At 62.2% G+C, this 17,993-nt stretch carries 17 protein-coding genes; 5 read left to right on the forward strand and 12 right to left on the reverse strand.

Annotation, left to right across the window (positions count from 1 at the left end):
* The first annotated feature begins 95 nt into the window (after positions 1–95).
* The 3 genes from trmFO to gluQRS are packed head-to-tail and all read left to right on the forward strand — an operon-like array spanning position 96 to position 2,956.
* The gene (gene trmFO, locus A9D60_RS06500) at positions 96–1,451 is read left to right on the forward strand and encodes a methylenetetrahydrofolate--tRNA-(uracil(54)-C(5))-methyltransferase (FADH(2)-oxidizing) TrmFO (RefSeq protein WP_065266895.1); all 1,356 of its coding nucleotides are present in this window, start codon (positions 96–98) and stop codon (positions 1,449–1,451) included.
* A gap of 33 nt (positions 1,452–1,484) precedes the next feature.
* Positions 1,485–2,099, forward strand: coding sequence for a class I SAM-dependent DNA methyltransferase (locus A9D60_RS06505; protein ID WP_065266833.1), 615 nt, complete (start codon positions 1,485–1,487; stop codon positions 2,097–2,099).
* Positions 2,096–2,956 (forward strand): tRNA glutamyl-Q(34) synthetase GluQRS, encoded by an 861-nt coding sequence (gene gluQRS, locus A9D60_RS06510; RefSeq protein WP_065266834.1) that lies wholly within the window; start codon positions 2,096–2,098, stop codon positions 2,954–2,956. Before A9D60_RS06505 ends, gluQRS begins: the two co-directional genes overlap by 4 nt.
* 36 nt (positions 2,957–2,992) lie before the next feature.
* Here the strand turns inward: gluQRS and hisI are convergent, their stop codons facing one another.
* Positions 2,993–3,364, reverse strand: coding sequence for a phosphoribosyl-AMP cyclohydrolase (hisI, locus tag A9D60_RS06515; protein WP_065266835.1), 372 nt, complete (start codon positions 3,362–3,364; stop codon positions 2,993–2,995).
* Positions 3,365–3,442: 78 nt separating this feature from the next.
* Between hisI and A9D60_RS06520 the strand changes: the two genes are divergently transcribed.
* Positions 3,443–3,895, forward strand: coding sequence for an iron-sulfur cluster assembly scaffold protein (locus A9D60_RS06520; protein WP_065266836.1), 453 nt, complete (start codon positions 3,443–3,445; stop codon positions 3,893–3,895).
* Between the two features lie 288 nt (positions 3,896–4,183).
* Here A9D60_RS06520 and A9D60_RS27210 read toward each other — a convergent pair whose 3' ends face one another.
* The 5 genes from A9D60_RS27210 to sciP form a co-directional block, all read right to left on the reverse strand.
* Positions 4,184–4,306 (reverse strand): hypothetical protein, encoded by a 123-nt coding sequence (locus tag A9D60_RS27210; protein ID WP_019296173.1) that lies wholly within the window; start codon positions 4,304–4,306, stop codon positions 4,184–4,186.
* Between the two features lie 148 nt (positions 4,307–4,454).
* Positions 4,455–6,545: an ATP-dependent DNA helicase RecG gene (gene recG / locus A9D60_RS06525; RefSeq protein ID WP_065266837.1), complete on the reverse strand. Its 2,091-nt coding sequence runs from the start codon at positions 6,543–6,545 to the stop codon at positions 4,455–4,457.
* Positions 6,542–8,785: an NAD-dependent DNA ligase LigA gene (gene ligA / locus A9D60_RS06530; RefSeq protein WP_065266838.1), complete on the reverse strand. Its 2,244-nt coding sequence runs from the start codon at positions 8,783–8,785 to the stop codon at positions 6,542–6,544. Before ligA ends, recG begins: the two co-directional genes overlap by 4 nt.
* Before the next feature lie 176 nt (positions 8,786–8,961).
* Positions 8,962–9,681 (reverse strand): response regulator transcription factor CtrA, encoded by a 720-nt coding sequence (ctrA, locus tag A9D60_RS06535; protein ID WP_019296170.1) that lies wholly within the window; start codon positions 9,679–9,681, stop codon positions 8,962–8,964.
* 117 nt (positions 9,682–9,798) lie between these two features.
* A complete protein-coding gene (sciP, locus tag A9D60_RS06540) occupies positions 9,799–10,086 on the reverse strand; it encodes a CtrA inhibitor SciP (protein ID WP_065266839.1) in 288 nt (95 codons plus the stop codon).
* Between the two features lie 147 nt (positions 10,087–10,233).
* Here sciP and mnmA point away from each other — a divergent pair, with 147 nt between their 5' ends.
* The gene (gene mnmA, locus A9D60_RS06545) at positions 10,234–11,379 is read left to right on the forward strand and encodes a tRNA 2-thiouridine(34) synthase MnmA (RefSeq protein WP_065266840.1); all 1,146 of its coding nucleotides are present in this window, start codon (positions 10,234–10,236) and stop codon (positions 11,377–11,379) included.
* A gap of 266 nt (positions 11,380–11,645) precedes the next feature.
* Here the strand turns inward: mnmA and lpxB are convergent, their stop codons facing one another.
* From lpxB to bamA, 6 genes are all read right to left on the reverse strand, one after another.
* Positions 11,646–12,812, reverse strand: coding sequence for a lipid-A-disaccharide synthase (gene lpxB, locus A9D60_RS06550; RefSeq protein WP_065266841.1), 1,167 nt, complete (start codon positions 12,810–12,812; stop codon positions 11,646–11,648).
* Positions 12,809–13,597 (reverse strand): LpxI family protein, encoded by a 789-nt coding sequence (locus tag A9D60_RS06555; RefSeq protein ID WP_065266842.1) that lies wholly within the window; start codon positions 13,595–13,597, stop codon positions 12,809–12,811. Before A9D60_RS06555 ends, lpxB begins: the two co-directional genes overlap by 4 nt.
* A 4-nt stretch (positions 13,598–13,601) precedes the next feature.
* Positions 13,602–14,387 (reverse strand): acyl-ACP--UDP-N-acetylglucosamine O-acyltransferase, encoded by a 786-nt coding sequence (gene lpxA / locus A9D60_RS06560; RefSeq protein ID WP_065266843.1) that lies wholly within the window; start codon positions 14,385–14,387, stop codon positions 13,602–13,604.
* Between the two features lies 1 nt (position 14,388).
* Positions 14,389–14,859: a 3-hydroxyacyl-ACP dehydratase FabZ gene (fabZ, locus tag A9D60_RS06565; RefSeq protein ID WP_065266844.1), complete on the reverse strand. Its 471-nt coding sequence runs from the start codon at positions 14,857–14,859 to the stop codon at positions 14,389–14,391.
* A gap of 76 nt (positions 14,860–14,935) precedes the next feature.
* Complete coding sequence (locus A9D60_RS06570; protein WP_065266845.1) at positions 14,936–15,541, reverse strand: OmpH family outer membrane protein; 606 nt, start codon at positions 15,539–15,541, stop codon at positions 14,936–14,938.
* A 4-nt stretch (positions 15,542–15,545) separates the two neighbouring features.
* The gene (gene bamA / locus A9D60_RS06575) at positions 15,546–17,936 is read right to left on the reverse strand and encodes an outer membrane protein assembly factor BamA (RefSeq protein WP_065266846.1); all 2,391 of its coding nucleotides are present in this window, start codon (positions 17,934–17,936) and stop codon (positions 15,546–15,548) included.
* Between the last annotated feature and the right edge of the window lie 57 nt (positions 17,937–17,993).

Raw genomic sequence — 17,993 nt, forward strand, 5'->3', positions numbered from 1 at the left:
CCGCCGCCCACGATATGCAATGTCTGTGCCGAATGATCTGTCATGCCCGCCCCAAGCCTGTTGCACGATCCCGCCCCCTGCCCTATGTGGCGGGCATGACAGATCATTCGGCACAGACATTGCATATCGTGGGCGGCGGCATGGCCGGCTCGGAAGCGGCCTGGCAGGCGGCAAACATGGGCGTTGAGGTGGTAATCCACGAAATGCGCCCCAAGGTGGAAACCTTTGCCCACCAGACCGGCAACCTGGGCGAAATGGTGTGTTCGAACTCCTTCCGCTCCGATGATGACGAGCAGAACGCCGTGGGCCTTCTGCATTGGGAGATGCGGGCTGCAAACGGGCTGATCATGACCACCGCGGATGAGCACCGCCTGCCTGCCGGCGGCGCCCTCGCGGTGGACCGCGATCCCTTTGCTGAGACTGTCACTGCCAAGCTGAAGGCGCACCCGAATGTCACTGTTTCTTATGAAGAAATCACTGAACTGCCCGCAGACGGCCACTGGATCTTTGCCACCGGCCCGCTGACCTCGCCAGAGCTGGGCAAGGCGATCCAGGCGGAAACCGGGGCTGAGGCGCTGGCCTTCTTTGATGCCATCGCGCCGATTGTCTATGCCGAGTCGATCGACATGTCGAAGGCCTGGATGCAGTCGCGCTATGACAAGGGCGAAACCGAGGAAGAGCGCACCGCCTACCTCAACTGCCCGATGGACAAGGATCAGTACGAGGCCTTCATCGACGCGCTGCTGGCCGCCGACAAGACCGAGTTCCACGAGGGCGAGACCGCAGGTTATTTCGACGGCTGCCTGCCGATCGAGGTGATGGCCGAACGCGGCCACGAGACCCTGCGCCACGGGCCGATGAAGCCGGTGGGATTGACCAACCCGCACCAGCCTGAGGTCAAGGCCCATGCGGTGGTGCAGCTGCGCCGCGACAACGCGCTGGGAACGCTGTTCAATATCGTGGGTTTCCAGACCAAGATGAAATACGGCGCCCAGACGGAAGTCTTCAAGATGATCCCCGGACTGGAAAACGCCAGCTTTGCCCGGCTCGGCGGCATCCACCGTAATACTTTCATCAACTCGCCCACACTGCTGGACGCGCAGATGCGGTTGAAGTCCAAGCCCAACATCCGCTTTGCCGGCCAGATCACCGGGGTTGAAGGCTATGTGGAAAGCGCCGCCATGGGCCTGCTGGCGGGCCGCCTCGCAGCGGCTGAAATCCTAGGACAGGATCTGCCCGAAGTGCCGCAGGACAGCGCCATGGGCGCGCTGATCCATCACATCACCGGCGGCGCCGAGGCCAAGACCTTCCAGCCGATGAACGTGAACTTCGGCCTGTTCCGCCCGGTCGATGGCCTGAAGGGCGGCCGCCGCGGCCGCAAGGACCGCTACAAGGCCTATACCGACCGCGCCAAGGATGTCTGGCAGGAGTGGCTGAAAAACTTTTCCTAGACGAAAAGCCCTGCCCGCGCCTAAACTTTTCCCATGAGCGAAAAGTTTCTGGACAAGGCGTACGGCCTTGAAACACCGGAAGCGACCCTGGAGCACTATGACCAATGGGCCGCTTCCTATGACGCGGAGATTGCCGAAAACGGTTACGCGACACCGGGGCGGATTGCCCGGGCTTTGGCAAAATACCAGACGGACATGAGCGAGCCTGTGCTGGATTTCGGCTGCGGCACCGGTCTGGCCGGCCTTGCGCTGCGGCTGCAGGGGTTTGAAACGGTGGACGGCATGGAGCCGTCGGAGGAAATGCTTGCCCAGGCCCGCAGCAAAGACGCCTACCGCACGCTGACGCGGATAGATCCTGCAGATAAACAGCCGATCCCGCGTGGCGCCTACCGCCTGATCACCGGCTGCGGTGTTCTGGGCACGGGCGCAGCCCCGCCTGCGGTGTTCGACACTGTCATGCATGCGCTGCCGCGCGGCGGATTGTTTGCCTTTTCCTATAACGACCACGCGCTGGCCGACCATGCCTATTCCGGCAAGCTCAATGAATGGCTGGACTGTTCAGCAGCGCGGCTGCTATTCCGGGAGCACGGGGACCACCTCCCCGGCATCAACCTGAAGTCCACCGTTTATGTAATTGAGAAAGCGTGACATTCACCACACGTTTCGCGCCGTCGCCAACCGGACCGCTGCACCTTGGCCATGCCTATTCCGCCATGCTGGCGCATGATATGGCCATGGCCGAGGGGGGCACTTTCCTGCTGCGCATCGAAGACATCGACCAGTCGCGCGCGCGCGCTGAATGGGAGGCGCAAATCTATGAGGACCTGCGCTGGCTTGGTCTCAGCTGGCCGAAGCCGGTGATGCGCCAGTCAGAGAGGCTGCCCCGCTACCGGACAGCGCTGGACCAGCTGACCTCCATGGGCCTCACCTATCCCTGCTGCTGCAACCGTGCTGATATCGAGGCGGCTGCTGGCGCACCGCAGGAAGGCGTTCCGCAATTCGGACCCGACGGTCGCATCTACCCCGGCACCTGCCGCAACCGCTTGCCATCTGAGGCCACAGGCCGGGACGTAATTCGGTTGAACATGGAAAAAGCGGTCCATGCCGCGAACTTGCGCAGTTTCACGGAAACGGGACCGGACTACCAGGGCACGCACTCCCTGGACGCTGATGCGCTTTTCTCAGGTGTTGGCGACATCATTCTGGTGCGCCGCAACATGGGCAGCTCTTACCATTTGTCGGTTGTGGCGGACGACGCAGACCAGGGCATTACACATGCGGTGCGCGGTGCTGACCTGTTCGAGGCGACGCAAATCCACGTCCTGCTTCAATGCTTGCTGGACCTGCCCACACCCATTTACCACCACCACCGTCTGATCCGCGATGAGAACGGCAAGCGCCTTGCCAAACGCGACGATGCCCGTGCCATCGCCAAATACCGCGCCGAAGGGGCCACCCCGCATGACATCCGCGAAATGTTGGGCCTGCCGCTTCTTTCTGGTTGAAAATACCCCCGCCGGAAGCACGGCCCGCCAGGGCCGTTATTCCATCGGCTTCATCAGCTCAACTTCTTCCCCGTCCCGCACAGCGGTAAAGAAACAGGTCCGCCGGTTGGTGTGGCAGGCCGCCCCGGTCTGGCGCACCAGCGCCAGCAGGCAGTCGCGGTCGCAGTCGATCCGCAGGTCCACCAGTTCCTGCACGTGGCCTGAGGTCTCCCCCTTGATCCAGAACGACTGCCGCGAGCGCGACCAATAGGTGACCTTGCCGGTCTCCAGCGTCTTCGCCACCGCATCGGCGTTCATCCAGGCCATCATCAGCACCTCGCCGGAGGTTGCATCCTGCGCAATGCAGGGGATCAGCCCGGCGTCATTGTAGGTCAGGCTGGCGGGATCAAAGGACTCGGGCGAGGACATGGGGGAAAAACCTTTTGCATCTGCTGTTCGGCTCCCTATGTATGGGGAACCTGCAAAATGGGAAAGACCGGGAAAGCGATGTCTGGCGATAGTGATCTGATCAAGCTGTATTCCTCGCGCATTCTGGCGCTGGCAGCCGACATTCCGCACCTGGACCGGCTGCAGGCGCCGGATGCCACTGTCAAGAAACGCTCGCCGCTGTGCGGTTCTGCCGTGACTGTCGACATCAAGGTTGAGGACGGCCGGATCACGGATTTCGGTCAGGACGTGAAGGCCTGTGCCCTGGGTCAGGCCTCTGCCGCGGTGGTAGGCGCCAATATCATTGGCCGCTCGCAGGAAGAGGTTGAAACCGCCCGCAATCAGCTCAAGGCCATGCTGACCCAGGGCGGACCGGTCCCTGATGCGCCGTTTGACGAACTGGAAGTGCTGCAGCCTGCAAAGGAATTCAAGAACCGCCATGCCTCGATCATGCTGGCGCTGGAGGCGACGCTGGAAGCGATGCAGACTGCCGCCAAGGAGCAGTGCGCCTGAGGCTTTCGGCCCGCGCAAATAACACGCAAACAGCAATGATCATCAGACTGCCCTGCTCCTTTGCAGGGCTTTTGGTTTTCTATGCTCCGCACAAATGAAAAAACCGCCGCGCATCCGGGCAGATGGCGGCGGCAGTTTTGCTCTGCGGTGCGGGACCCGGGCGGGCCAGGCAGGATCTTGAGGCAATCCAAACGGGGATCGGGACAGGCGGTTGATCCCCGGAAACAGTCCGGGACAGGAAAGGGCCGGCCCGGCACAACAGAAGCATTCAGGAAAACGGTGCGGGGATCAGAACAGGCCCGGCAGATGCAGCGCCGCCACCAGCATCACCATCAGCGAGGCCGCGCCGATGGCGTCCTGCAGCAGGGTTGAATGGGCGTTTTGAATGGTGGTCTTGATCTGTGCAATCATGGCTCGGGCCTCCTCCAGTCTGCGATGCTGCTCTCTGGCATTCTTGTTGCCTCTTTGTTCTCATTTTTAAGAACACCTGTAAAGAACTTTTTGAGAACATTTGCGAACACAGAAGAACACCCAGGCGGAACACCCGCGTGACGGAAGCTTAACCCACTGAAATCAAACGGATTGCCTGATCCTGCTTCATCAGCCATAGAAGAACACGCGCTGCCTTGCCGCGTTCGCTCTCCAGCTTGGGATCCGCGGCCAGCAGCGCCCGCGCATCGCTTTGCGCCACCGCCATCAGCCCCGCCTGGCGCTCCAGGTCGGCAATCTGGAATCGCGGCAAACCGGATTGCGCGGTGCCGATCATGTCGCCCGCCCCGCGCATCTGCAGGTCAGTCTCCGAGATCCGGAACCCGTCCTCTGTCTCGCGCAGCACCTCCAGCCGCTTGCGGCCGCCCTCGGTCAGCGGCGGCTGATACATCAAGAGGCAGGTCGACTCGGCACTGCCGCGCCCGACCCGGCCGCGCAGCTGGTGCAGCTGAGCGAGGCCGAAGATCTCTGCCCGCTCAATCACCATGATCGAGGTATTGGGCACGTTCACCCCGACCTCGATAACTGTAGTGGCAACCAGAACCTTGGTCTTGCCTTCGACAAAGGTCGCCATCGCCGCGTCCTTCTCGGCAGGCGGCATCTGGCCATGCACCAGCCCAACCGTGCCGTCGCCTAGGATGGCGCGCAGGTGCTTGAAGCGTTCCTCCGCCGCGGTCAGGTCGCTCAGCTCGGATTCGTCCACCAGAGGGCAAACCCAGTAGCACTGCCGCCCTTCAGAGATCGCCTTGCGCAGGTGGTCAACCACCTCCTGCATCCGTTCGGTGCTGATGACGGCGGTTTTGACCGGCTTGCGTCCCGGCGGTTTCTCATCCAGCACCGAGACATCCATATCGCCGTATTGTGCCAGTGCAAGCGACCGCGGAATCGGGGTCGCAGTCATCACCAGCACATCAGCGCCCTTGCCCTTTTCCGCCAGCTCCATCCGCTGGCGCACGCCGAAGCGGTGCTGTTCGTCAACGATGGCAAGCCGCAGGTCGCGGAATTCCACGTCCTGCTGGAACACCGCATGGGTGCCGACCAGGATGTGGATATCGCCGCGCTTCAGCGCCGCCAGTTTTGCCTTGCGCTCAGCCCCCTTGTCGCGTCCTGTCAGGATCTCGATCACCACGCCCGCGTCTTCCGCCAGCGGCGCGAGGCCTTCCATATGCTGCTGCGCCAGGATGCCGGTCGGGGCCATCATCACCCCCTGCCCGCCCGCTTCAACAGCGACCAGCAAGGCCATGAAAGCAACCAGGGTTTTGCCGGCGCCTACATCCCCCTGCAGCAGCCGGTTCATACGCTTGTCCGAGGCCATGTCTGCTGAGATTTCCTCGATCGCGCGGGCCTGCGCGCCTGTCGGCCGGTACGGCAGAGTTTGCAGCACCTTGGACTGCAAGCGCCCGGTTGCCGCGCTTTGAATGCCGCGGGCCTTGCGCTCATTCTGGCGGGCCAGCGCCAGGGTCAGCTGATGGGCAAACAGTTCATCATAAGCCAGACGTGCCCGCGCCGGTGCCTGCGGGCTGAGGTCATCGGGTCCCTGCGGCGCATGGGCAGACTGCAGCGCCTGATACCATGCGGGCCAGTTCTCCTTCAGAATCTGCGCCGGGTCGATCCATTCCACCAGTTCCGGCATCCGAGACAGCGCGCTTTGCGCCGCCTTGTACATGGTCTTTTGCGTGACCCCATGGGTCAGGCTGTAGACCGGTTCAAACTCGGGGATCCCGTGCGCTTCTTCCACAGGCAGCATGTGGTCCGGATGCACCATCTGCGCAAGGCCATCAAACAGCTCCAGTTTACCGGAGACAACCCGGCGGGCGCCTTCGGGCAGCTGCGCCTCGAGATAGCGGCTGCGGCCGTGGAAGAAGACCAGCTGAAATTCGGTCTCCGAATCCTCCACATGAATGCGGTAAGCCCCGCCGCGGTTGCGCGCCGGGCGGTGACGGCCAATGGTCACCTCGACCGTCACAGTGGCGGGCAGTTCCACCCCGCGGATGGTGTCGCGGCGGCGGCGGTCCACCACCGAATACGGCAGGGAAAACAGCAGGTCGCGCGGCGTTTCGATATCAATCTGGCTGAGGTTCTGCGCCGTTTTCGGGCCGACACCCTGCAGGGTCTCGGCGCCGGCAAACAACGGAAACAGGATCTCGGGACGCCCGCTCATGCCTCTGCGATCAGCTCCAGCCAGCCGTCTTCGTCCATCGTCCGGATACCCAGTTCCGCCGCCTTCTTGGCCTTGGAGCCTGCCCCAGGGCCGGCCACCAGAATGTCGGTTTTCTTGGAAACAGAGCCTGAGACCTTGGCCCCCAGTGCCTCAGCCCGTGCTTTGGCTTCGGCCCGGGTCATCTTCTCCAGCGTGCCGGTGAAGACAACGGTTTTGCCTGCCACCGGGCTGTCCGCAGCAGGGGCGTCCGGCGGCACGATGGTCAGTTTTGCGATCAGCCGGTCAAAAGCTGCGCGCTCCTCTGCGTTGGCAAAGGCGTCGGACAGGGACAGTCCCAGAACCGCGCCGATCCCGTCGACACCGATGAGGTCGGCCCAGGCTGCGGAAGCCTCCGCCGGAACTTCGCAAGCCGCCACGGCTGCAGCGCGGGTTTCCGAGATCTTCGCGCGGCGGCCCTCGCTGGCTGCCTTTTGGCGTTCGGCCTCCTCTGCCTCATCCGCGGCCCGGTGCGCCAAGGCGGCGGGGCGAGCCGTGTCAATTGCGCCGGCCATTGCCTGCCAGTCCAGATAGTGCAGCGCCAGATCGCGGCCTGCGACCTCGCCCGCGTGGCGGATGCCAAGGGCAAAAATCAGCTTGGCCAGCGGGATGGTGCGTTTTTCTTCAATCGCCGCGAACAGGTTCTCTGCGGACTTTCCCCCCCAGCCCTCACGGTTCTTCAACTGCTGCAGGCCGGAGCCGTATTTCTCTTGCAGATCAAAGATATCGGCAGGCTCCCTGATCCAGCCATCGCTGTGGAACTGCTCCACCTGCTTGGCGCCCAGACCCTCGATGTCGAAGGCCGCACGGGAGACGAAATGCTTCAGCTTCTCCACCGCCTGGGCGGGGCAGATGATGCCGCCGGAGCAACGCCGCACCGCATCGCCCTCTTCCCGCTCCGCCGGGCTGCCGCACTCCGGGCAGATATGCGGAAACTGGTAGGGCTCTGCCCCTTCCAGACGCTTGGACAGGTCCACATCGGCGACTTTGGGGATCACGTCGCCCGCGCGGTAGATCTGCACCCAATCGCCGATACGGATGTCCTTGCCGCCGCGGATCTCCTCGCCCTTGGAGTCGCGGCCCTGGATATAATCCTCGTTGTGCAGCGTGGCGTTTGACACCACCACCCCGCCAACCGTCACCGGGGTGAGCCGCGCCACCGGGCTGAGAGCGCCGGTGCGGCCGACCTGAATGTCGATGGCCTCCAGCCGGGTCCAGGCAAGTTCGGCCGGGAATTTGTGCGCAATCGCCCAGCGAGGTGTGGTGGAGCGGAAGCCCAACCGCGCCTGCAACGCCAGATCATTGACCTTGTAGACCACGCCGTCGATGTCATAGCCGAGCGTCGCGCGCTGCTCCTCGATGCTGCGGTAATGCGCGATCATGTCTTCGGTCGTCGCACACAGCCGGGTCAGCGGATTGGTCTGAAAGCCCAGGGACTTCAGCCGGTCAATCGCCTCAATCTGGGTCTCTGCCAGCGGTGCGCTCAGCTCTCCCCAGCTGTAGGCAAAGAACCGCAATGGCCGCGCACGGGTGATTTCCGCATCCAGCTGCCGCAAGGACCCCGCAGCCGCATTGCGCGGGTTGGCAAAGGTCTTGCCGCCGCGTTCTTCATGGCGGGCGTTCAGAGCCTCGAAATCCGCGTGGCTCATGTAGACCTCGCCGCGCACTTCCAGCACCTCGGGCGCGTCTTCCAGCTGCTGCGGGATGTCGGCAATGGTGCGCGCGTTGGCAGTCACGTTCTCGCCGATGCTGCCATCCCCACGGGTTGCGGCCTGGGTCAGTGTGCCGTTTTCATAGCGCAGGGACAGCGAAAGCCCGTCAATTTTTGGCTCCGCGGTGAAGGCCAGCGCATCCGCCGGCCCGAGGCCGAGGTATTTGCGGATGCTGCGGTCGAAATCCGCGACGTCTTCATCCTCAAAGGCATTGCCCAGCGACAGCATCCGTACGGAATGAGCGATTTTGCCAAAGCCGGAGGCCGCCGGTGCGCCGACTGCATCAAGCTGGCTGGCTGCTTTGGCCAAGTCTGGAAAGGCGTCCGCAATGGCCCGGTAGCGCCGCTTCAGCGAATCATATTCCGAGTCGCTGATCTCCGGCGCGTCTTCCTGGTGATAAGCCAGATCCGCCGCGCGCAGCTGCTCTTCCAGCTTCAGAAACTCTGCCTTTGCGTCCTCTGCCGTCAGGCCGGCCACGTCTTTTTCTGTCATTCCTGCCACGCGCGGTCCCTCTTCGTTCTCCCCTCCGGTGATAAGGTGCCGCGCGGTCCGCGTCCAGCGCATCTGACAGTCAGCGTGCGGAAGCCGCAAAAACAAAAAGACCCGCCCAAAGGCAGGTCTTTGCAACCGGTGGCGCAGTGTTACGCGCCACCCGGATGTTCATCCTTTCAGGCGCCGACAGCCATCCTTTGACCGCCCGACATATGATCTTCCTGCGGATCGCGCAGCACATAGCCGCGGCCCCAGACAGTTTCGATATAGTTTTCACCATCGGTCGCGTTGCTGAGTTTCTTACGCAACTTGCAGATGAAAACATCGATGATCTTCAGTTCCGGTTCATCCATGCCGCCGTAAAGGTGGTTCAGGAACATCTCCTTGGTCAGCGTGGTGCCCTTGCGCAAGGAAAGAAGCTCCAGCATCTGATATTCCTTGCCGGTCAGATGAACGGCTTTGCCGCCGGCCTCCACCGTCTTGGCATCCAGATTGACCGCGATCTTGCCGGTCTTGATGATCGACTGCGAGTGGCCCTTGGACCGGCGGATGATCGCATGGATCCGCGCCACCAGTTCCTCGCGGTGGAAGGGTTTGGTCAGATAGTCATCCGCGCCAAAGCCGAAGCCCTTGATCTTGTTGTCGGTATCATCGGCACCGGACAGGATCAGAATGGGGGTTTCGATGCGGGACATGCGCAATTGGCGCAGAACCTCATGGCCGTTCATATCCGGCAGCCCCAGATCCAAGAGGATCAGGTCATAGTCGTAAAGTTTGGCCAGATCGATCCCTTCTTCCCCCAGATCCGTCGTATAAACGTTCAGGTTGGCATGGGTCAGCATCAGCTCGATGCTTTTTGCCGTGGTCGGATCATCCTCAACCAGCAGAATGCGCATATTATTTTCTCCGCCTGTACACTGTTTCCCTCAGGTCGCGTTAACCTTGGTGGAAAAAAGTTAATGCCTCGTTACCATGATGGTTAATTTAGAATTTCAACTCAAGGGCGGCCTGATTTATTTTGCGTCCTGATCACGGAATTTCTTGAGACGTGTGGTTTTCAGGGCCTCTTCGCCATGATCGGCAACAGCCGCAACCCAGCTGCGGAACTCTTCCTCGCTCAGCCCATAGCGGCGCATCGCTTCCTTCTGCGGCAGCAGCCCGTAGAGCACCCCGCGCACCACAGCCGCCTTACGGGAGGCAACCCAGCGCTTGGTGGTTTCCGGCGGCAAATCCGCCCGGGTCATGATGGAGCCGTCCGGCAGGGTGACTGCCCGCGGCCCGTCGACTTTTTTCAAAAACATCTTTCTTCCCTCTGAAGATCTTGTTCGTTGGGTCTGGCAACAGGATTTACGAACAGGCTTAACGCCGCATGAACCACGCCCCTTGAGAGTCCTTAGGATTTTCATATATTCTGCGGCGCCTGCCCCCTTGCCTTTAGGAGCTGCCCCATGGCGCTGGACCAAGATCTGGAACTCAATTCGCTCGGCTTTGCCAAACCGCCCTCGGAAACCCGGGTGGTTGTGGCCATGTCCGGCGGCGTCGACAGCTCTGTTGTTGCTGCATATTTGGCCGATCAGGGCTATGACGTGGTCGGCGTGACCCTGCAGCTCTACGATCACGGTGCGGCACTGGCGAAAAAAGGCGCCTGCTGTGCGGGCATCGATATCCATGATGCGCGGCGCGTGGCAGAGGAGCGCGGCTTCCCGCATTACGTTCTGGATTATGAGAACATTTTTAAGGATGCGGTGATTGACGAGTTCGCCGACAGCTATTTGGCTGGTGCAACCCCGGTGCCCTGCATCCGCTGCAATGAGCGGGTGAAGTTCAAGGACCTCCTGGAAACCGCCAAGGATCTGGAGGCCGACTGCATGGCGACCGGTCATTACATCCAGCGCAAGATGGGCGAGCACGGACCGGAACTGCACTCGGCCGAGGACGCCAACCGCGACCAGAGCTATTTCCTGTTCTCCACCACGCCCGAGCAGCTGGATTACCTGCGCTTCCCGCTGGGCCACCTGCCCTCCAAGGACGCCACCCGCGAGATGGCGGCGCAATACGGCCTGGCAGTGGCGGACAAGCCCGACAGCCAGGACATCTGCTTTGTGCCGGACGGCAACTACGCCAGCGTGATCGAGAAACTGCGCCCCGGCGCGGCGGAACCGGGCGAGATCGTGCATTCCGATGGCCGGGTGCTGGGCAGCCACGAGGGCGTCATCCACTACACCATCGGCCAGCGCCGGGGGCTGGGTATCGGCGGGCTCAGCGAACCGCTTTACGTGGTGAAACTGGACGTGGACAAGAAACAGGTGGTTGTCGGCCCCAAGGAGCTGCTGACCACCCGCACCATCCCGGTGCGTGAAATCAACTGGCTGGGGGATGAACCATTCACCAGCCGCGAAGAATGGCATCTGAAGGTCAAGGTCCGCTCCACCCGCCCACCGCGCGAGGCGATCATCCGGCCGCTGACGGAGACCACTGCCGAGGTGGAGCTGCTGACGCCCGAAGAAGGCGTCTCCCCCGGCCAGGCCTGCGTGTTCTACGCCAATGAAGGCAGCCGCATCTTCGGCGGCGGCTGGATCTGGCGCGGCTACTGATCCCCTTCCCGCCGGGTCAAGGGAGGCGCAGCCTCCGCGCGGCACGCGCGGCTTGCCCTTGACGCGGCAAACCTTTCCAAAATGGACTGCGCGCCTGAGTGCATACCTGCCCTTAGGCGCTTCTCAGCACAAAAATTTCCGGCATTTGTACTTTTGCCAACCGTCTGCGTTCTGCGGCTGCGGAGCGGCGCACTCCGCGCGGGAGCGCAGCGCCCGCGCCACCAGAAGCCGCGCGGCGGAGGCTTTGCTTCCGGTGCGCTTCCGCCTTACCTGCCGGGCAGCCGGTCGAGAACCGCCCGCGCGGCCCGCAGCCCCGGAGCCTCTCCATCTTGGCCCAGTCGCTGCATAGTCAGTTCCATCGCGTGCATCTGGTCGTCCGGGTTCTCTGCGAGTGCTTCCAGCCGGGTGGAGATGTTCTCCGGCGTGCAATCCGGCCCCAGGCATTCCGGCACCACTCGGGTGTCGCTCACCAGGTTGACCAACGTCACAGTATCGATCAGCGCCATGCGCTTCATGATCTGCCAGGTGAGCCACTGGAACTTGTAGGCAATCACCATCGGCGTACGGGCGGCGGCCAATTCCAAGGACACCGTTCCCGAGGCAGCCAGCGCCAGACTGGCAGAGGCAAAAGCTGCGCGTTTGAAGGCCTTTGCACGTTCCGGGGTGTAGCGGTTCGGATCGATCATGACGGTGCCCGCCGGCCAATCCTTCAGTGCGTCTTGCACCAAGCCCGCAACGGGCGCGGCGGCAGGAACCACAATCCGGTAGTCCGGATGCTTGGCGGTGAACTGCACCAGCGCCTTGCCGAACTCCGGGGCCAGCCGTGAAACTTCCGAACGCCGCGATCCGGGCAGCGCCAGCACAAATGGTGCATCCCCCAAGCTGAATTCACTACGGAAGACTTCGATCTCCACTTCCGTTGCCCGTGGCTCCGCCACCACCGGGTGGCCGACGAAATCGCAGTCCATGCCAGCCGCTTCCATATAGGGCGGTTCAAACGGCAGCAGAGCCAGCACGTGGTCGATAACTTCCGCCATCTTCTGTGCCCGCTTGGGCCGCCACGCCCAGACCGACGGGGCAACGTAATGCACAGTGCGGATATCACTGCGGTCCTTGACCAGCCTCGCCACGCGCAGGGAGAAATCCGGGCTGTCGATGGTGATCAGCACATCCGGCTTTACCTCGATGACAGCCTCCGCCGTTTCGCGGATCCGGCGCTTCAGGTGGCGGTACTTGGGCAGCACTTCTGCCAGTCCCATCACCGACAGCTCATCCATGGGAAAGCGCGAGGCCAGCCCTTGCTCTGCCATCAGTGCGCCACCAATGCCATCAAAGCTGACACCCGGTTCCAGCTGTTTCAGGCCTGCCATCAGCGCCCCGCCCAGCCGGTCGCCCGAAGGCTCGCCAGCCAGGATAAAGACCCGAAGGCTCATGCCTCGCGCAACCAGAGGAACAAGCCCAGCCGGTCGCAGGCTGCAGTCACCGCGTCCTGATCCAGAACGATGACACCACCCGCCTCCAGCACAATGCCGGACAGCCCGGCCTTAGCCGCGGCCTCAACTGTCTCCACACCAATGGTGGGCAGATCGGCGCGGCGGTCCTGTGCCGGTTTCGGCGCCTTGAACAACAAACCGCCCTGCCCGTCCGGGCGCTGCTGCAGCGAGGCCAGCATCCAATCTGTGCCAAAGAGGTTCTCAACCGCAATCGCCTGCCCCTTGCGCACGGCGCAGGACTGGCCGATGTCGGCCGCGGACATGGCCGCCACGATCTCGGCACCGCGTTCCGCATCCGCCTTGTCCAGCTCGCCCGGCTGCACTTTGGTCGGCACCCCGGCGGCCATCAGCAGATCCGGGGCCACCTCATGAGCCGCGCGGACGGCAAAGCCTGCCTGTTCGAAAATCCCGATAATCGCGCGCAAGGCGCCATCGTCACCGGCCGCCAGCGCGGCTTGCAGCACCGGCACCAGCGGCATCGTGGCCGCATCAATAGCAGAGGGGTCAATGTGCGGACGGCGCACGGCGCCGGCGAGGCAAATCTCCGTCACCTCTGCCGCCTTCAGCCGCTCCAGAAAGCTGCCAAGCTGTTCAAAGCGGAAGGTGATCTCGGGATCGACCATATCCGGCTCTGCCCCTGCCATTGCGCAGATCAGCGGACGGCCCGGCGCATGCGCGGCGACTTCTGCCGGCAGCGCGCCGGTGCCTGCAATCACAGCCAGCATCGCTTCAGCCCCCCGGGGTCAGGAAAGACCGGTCGCTCTCACCGGTGATAAAGGCAACGATTTCCTGCACGTACTGGCTTTCGGTCTCGTCCCCCAGCCGCTTGGCACGCTCCTGGAAGGTGCCTTCGCCCTGTGCCAGCATCTGAAAGGCCGCGCGCAAGGCGGTGATGTCGCTGCGGGCGACACCGCGACGTTTGAGACCCACCAGGTTCAAGCCGTCCAGCTCACCCCGTTGCGCCTGCACCAAGCCATAGGGAATGACATCATTTGTCACCATGGTGACCGCGCCGATGATAGCGCCCTTGCCGATCCGCACCCATTGATGGATGCCGGACAAACCGCCGATGATCACATCATCCTCCAGCACGCAGTGACCCGCCACCGCGGCGGAGTTCACCACGATCACCCGGTCGCCAACCTGGGCGTCATGGGCGATGTGGCAGCCGGCCATGAACAGCCCGTCATCGCCGATCCTCGTCACACCGCCGCCGCCCTCAGTGCCGGCATTCACCGTCACATGCTCGCGGATGCGGTTGCGCTTGCCGATCACGGTCTTGCACTTCTCGCCCTTGAACTTCAGGTCCTGCGGGATCTCGCCCAGCACGGCAAAGGGGAACACCACGGTCTCGTCACCGATTTCGGTGTCACCGGTGACAACAACGTGGGATTTCAGAACAACCCGGTCCCCCAGAACAGCCTCAGAGCCGACCACGCAGAACGGGCCGATCTCGCAGTCCTTTCCAAGCTTGGCGCCCTCTTCAATCACAGCACTGGGGTGGATCTTGCTCATCTCAGCTGCCCTCGGCCTGACGGTCGACCATTGCGGTAAATTCCGCTTCTGCAGCCACTTCGCCCTCAACCGTCGCGCGGCCAAGGAACTTGAAGATCTTGCCGCCGGGCTTGCCCCGCAGGGTTTCCACATGCATCTCCAGCACATCGCCGGGCACCACTTTGCGGCGGAATTTGCACTTGTCGATGTTCATGAAGTAGATCAGCAGGTCGGTGTCGACCATATCCATGCCAACGCCCAGCATCACCCCTGCGGTCTGCGCCATTGCCTCGACGATGGTGACGCCCGGCATGATCGGCGTGCCCGGGAAATGACCCTGGAAATGCGGCTCGTTCATGGTGACATTCTTGATGCCGCGGGCCGACTTATAGCTGTCGATATCGACCACCTTGTCGACCAGCAGGAACGGATAGCGGTGCGGCAGGATCCGCTGGATCAGTTGAATGTCAGCGCTTTGCAGCTCGGTGGTCATGCGTGGTTTCCCATCTACGTCAAGAATACTGCGCTGTCCCTAGCAAGCGAACAGCCATTGAGCAAGTTCCGCACACTCAGTGCTCGCCAGCCTCATCCGCGGCACCATCTCCAAGAACAGCATCAATCCGCGCAATTGCCAATGACGTGATGTCGGCGGCATCGGCACTCAGAAAGACCGAGGAGTGGTCAAGAATCGCCCCCGCCCCGGTTTCACGCATGATCTGCTGAAGCACCGGCAGTGACGCCGCAATGAACTCCCGCCGTGCGTCCTCTCCCATCTGGGAAATTTCCCGCAGTTTCTGATCCTGGCGGCGGCGGGTTTCCTGCACCTTCTCGTCAAAGGAATCCGCCAAGGCACGGAATGCTTCAGGTTCCATCCCGTTGCGCCGTTCGGTCAGTTCCAGTTCCTCTTGGCGCAGCTCCGCTTCGATCCGCCGGTTCTCGGCGGTCAGCACTGCGCCTTCGGCCTCGATCTCGCGCTCCACCCGCTTGCCAAAGGCGCTTTCGGAAAACAGGCGGTCCGGCTGAATTGTGAGGATGCCGCTCTGCGGCAGCCCCAGCTGGAACTCGGTGCCTCCGTTGGCATTGGCGTCCTGGGCGTGGCCGGACGGCGCCGAAAACCAGCTCAGCGCCAGGGCAAGGCCAAACGCTGCCCAGCTTCCGGGCGCAAACCGCGGCACCAGATCAGAACCTCGCCTGCAAGGTCAGGTCAAAGGTCTGCTCCTCGTCAAAGTCCTCTTTCTGGAGGGCCTTGGAGAAATTGAACCGCAGCGGGCCGAATCCCGTGGTCCACAGCAGAGAGACGCCAACCACATGACGGAATGACCTGTCACGGCCCACAATGGTGGCGCCTGCGGTGTCAGCATCCTGAAGGCCCCAGAGGCCGCCGACATCGTAGAACAAGCCGCCGCGCATGCCCAATTCCTCAGGCAGGCCTAGCGGGAACTCCGCGTCGAAACGGGCAACAGCGTAGTAGTTGCCGCCAAGGAAGTCGTTGTAATTGCCGCCGCCCGGGTTGCCGGGGCTTTGGTCCCGCGGACCAATACCGCCGGGCTCAAAGCCGCGCATGACAGAAGGCGTCAGAACGAAACGGTCGATCGAGCGGCTGCTTCCGCTGCCTTCCCACTGGAAGGCTCCGGCCTCAAGCGTCGCACGGATTGTCACTTCCTCGTTAAAGATCTGCTTCTGGGCGACCAGCTTGGTTGTTGCCTTGATGTACTCGGAATCCCCGCCAATACCGGCATAATCCGCGCCGATCTCCACCAGGAAACCGGCGGTCGGATCCAGACCGGTCAGGCGGCTGTCATAGCGGTAGGTGAAACCGATCGCACTGGCGTTGCGTTCGCCCTGTGCGATTTCGTTCCGCACCACCGGACCTGGGAGGTTCTGGTTGGTGTCATCGTCATCAAACAGCATCTCGTCCGCATCCCAAGTGTAGCGGACCTGCAGGGAGGTATCTTCCCCGGTGTCAAATGTCAGCGCCGGACGGAAGAACACCCGCTTGGTTCGGTACTCCGAGAAGCTGGAATCCGTTTCATTCAGTCCCAGATCCAGGTCGAAACGCAGTTTTCGGCCCAGTAGATAAGGCTCAGTGAAGCCCAGAACATATGAGTCGGACTCAGTCGCGGTTGCGATGTTGAAAGACAAACGCTGACCGCGGCCCAGGAAGTTGTTTTCCGTCAGGCCGATGCTGAGGCCGAAACCATCGGTGACCGAGTAGGCACCGCCGAGGTTCAGCGAGCCGGTTGGCTGTTCTTCGACATCCACATCAACGATCACTTGATCCGCTGAGCTGCCCTCGCGGGTTTCGACATCCGCATTGGCGAAGAAGCCAAGCGCCCGGATCCGCTCCGCACTGTTGCGGATGGAACGCGGATTGAAGGGGTCGCCCTCGACAGAGGCAAATTGCTGGCGGATGACCCGGTCCAGCGTGGTGGTGTTGCCCTCGATGTCGATCCGTTCGACAAAGACGCGTGGGCCGCGGGTCAGCACGAATTCGATATCCAGCGTCAGATCGCGGTCATTGCGGGTCACCCGCGGTTCGACCCGCAGGAAGTCGATCTCATTGCGGACTGCCAGGCCTTCCATCCGGTCGATTGCATTTTCAACCAGCGTCGGCGTGTAGGTGACACCCGGCTTGATCTTGAGGGTCGACGCGAACTCGTCCGCGTCCGCCTCAGCCATTTCGCTGGTGACCGTGATATTGCCGAATTTGAACTGCTGCCCCTCTGTCACGTCGACAACCAGGAATACTGCGTCGCGTTCCTCGGTCACTTCGGCGTTGGTGCTGTTGACCCGGAAATCAACATAGCCGCGCGACAGGTAAAAATCCCGCAGCACCTGCTTGTCGAACTCCAGCCGGTCCTCAATCAGGGTGTCGGACCGGATGAAGGCGCGCAGAAGGCCGGCCTGCTTGGTTTCCAGCACCCGGCGCAGGCGTCGGTCCGAATAGACCCGGTTGCCGGTAAAGGAAACGCGCTCCACTTCGATGGTATCGCCTTCTGAGATCTCGAAGACCAGGTCAACGCGGTTGTTGCTGCGGCGGATGATCCGCGGGGTCACGCGTGAGGCCAGGCGCCCTTGCACACTGTAGGCTTCGGCAATGGAAGCCGCGTCACGCTCGGCCTGGCTGGGGTTGAACACCCGGCGCGGTGCAGATTCGATGATTTGGGTGAGTGCGTCGTCTTTCAGGCGTTTGTTGCCTTCGAAACTGATCTGATTGATGGTCGGGAATTCAGTGACCTTGATCACCAGCGTGCTGCCGCGCGGCACGATTTCCACTGTTTCAAATACGCCACTGTCAAGAATGCGCTGGTAGGCATCGTTCAGCTCGCCTGCGCTGACAGTCTGGCCGCGCTCAATGCCGGTATAGGCCACAACCGTGGATGTCTGAATGCGCTGGTTGCCTTCGACCTGCACCGAATTGAAACGATAGCTTTGCGCCTCTGCCGGAAGCGGTGCCAGCGCGTATCCCAACGCAACTGCCAGAGAAATAGCAGAAACTTTGCGGTACAAGATATTGATGCCCGACTTTCGCTCGACACAGGACTTGCCTGCGATTTTCCCCCAAACCATTTTTCAGAACCCGATTTTTTTAGCAGCTTTGGGACGTGCGTACCGGGTTTGAAAGCG

The organism is Leisingera sp. JC1 (genome assembly GCF_001679925.1).
Taxonomy (GTDB): domain Bacteria; phylum Pseudomonadota; class Alphaproteobacteria; order Rhodobacterales; family Rhodobacteraceae; genus Leisingera.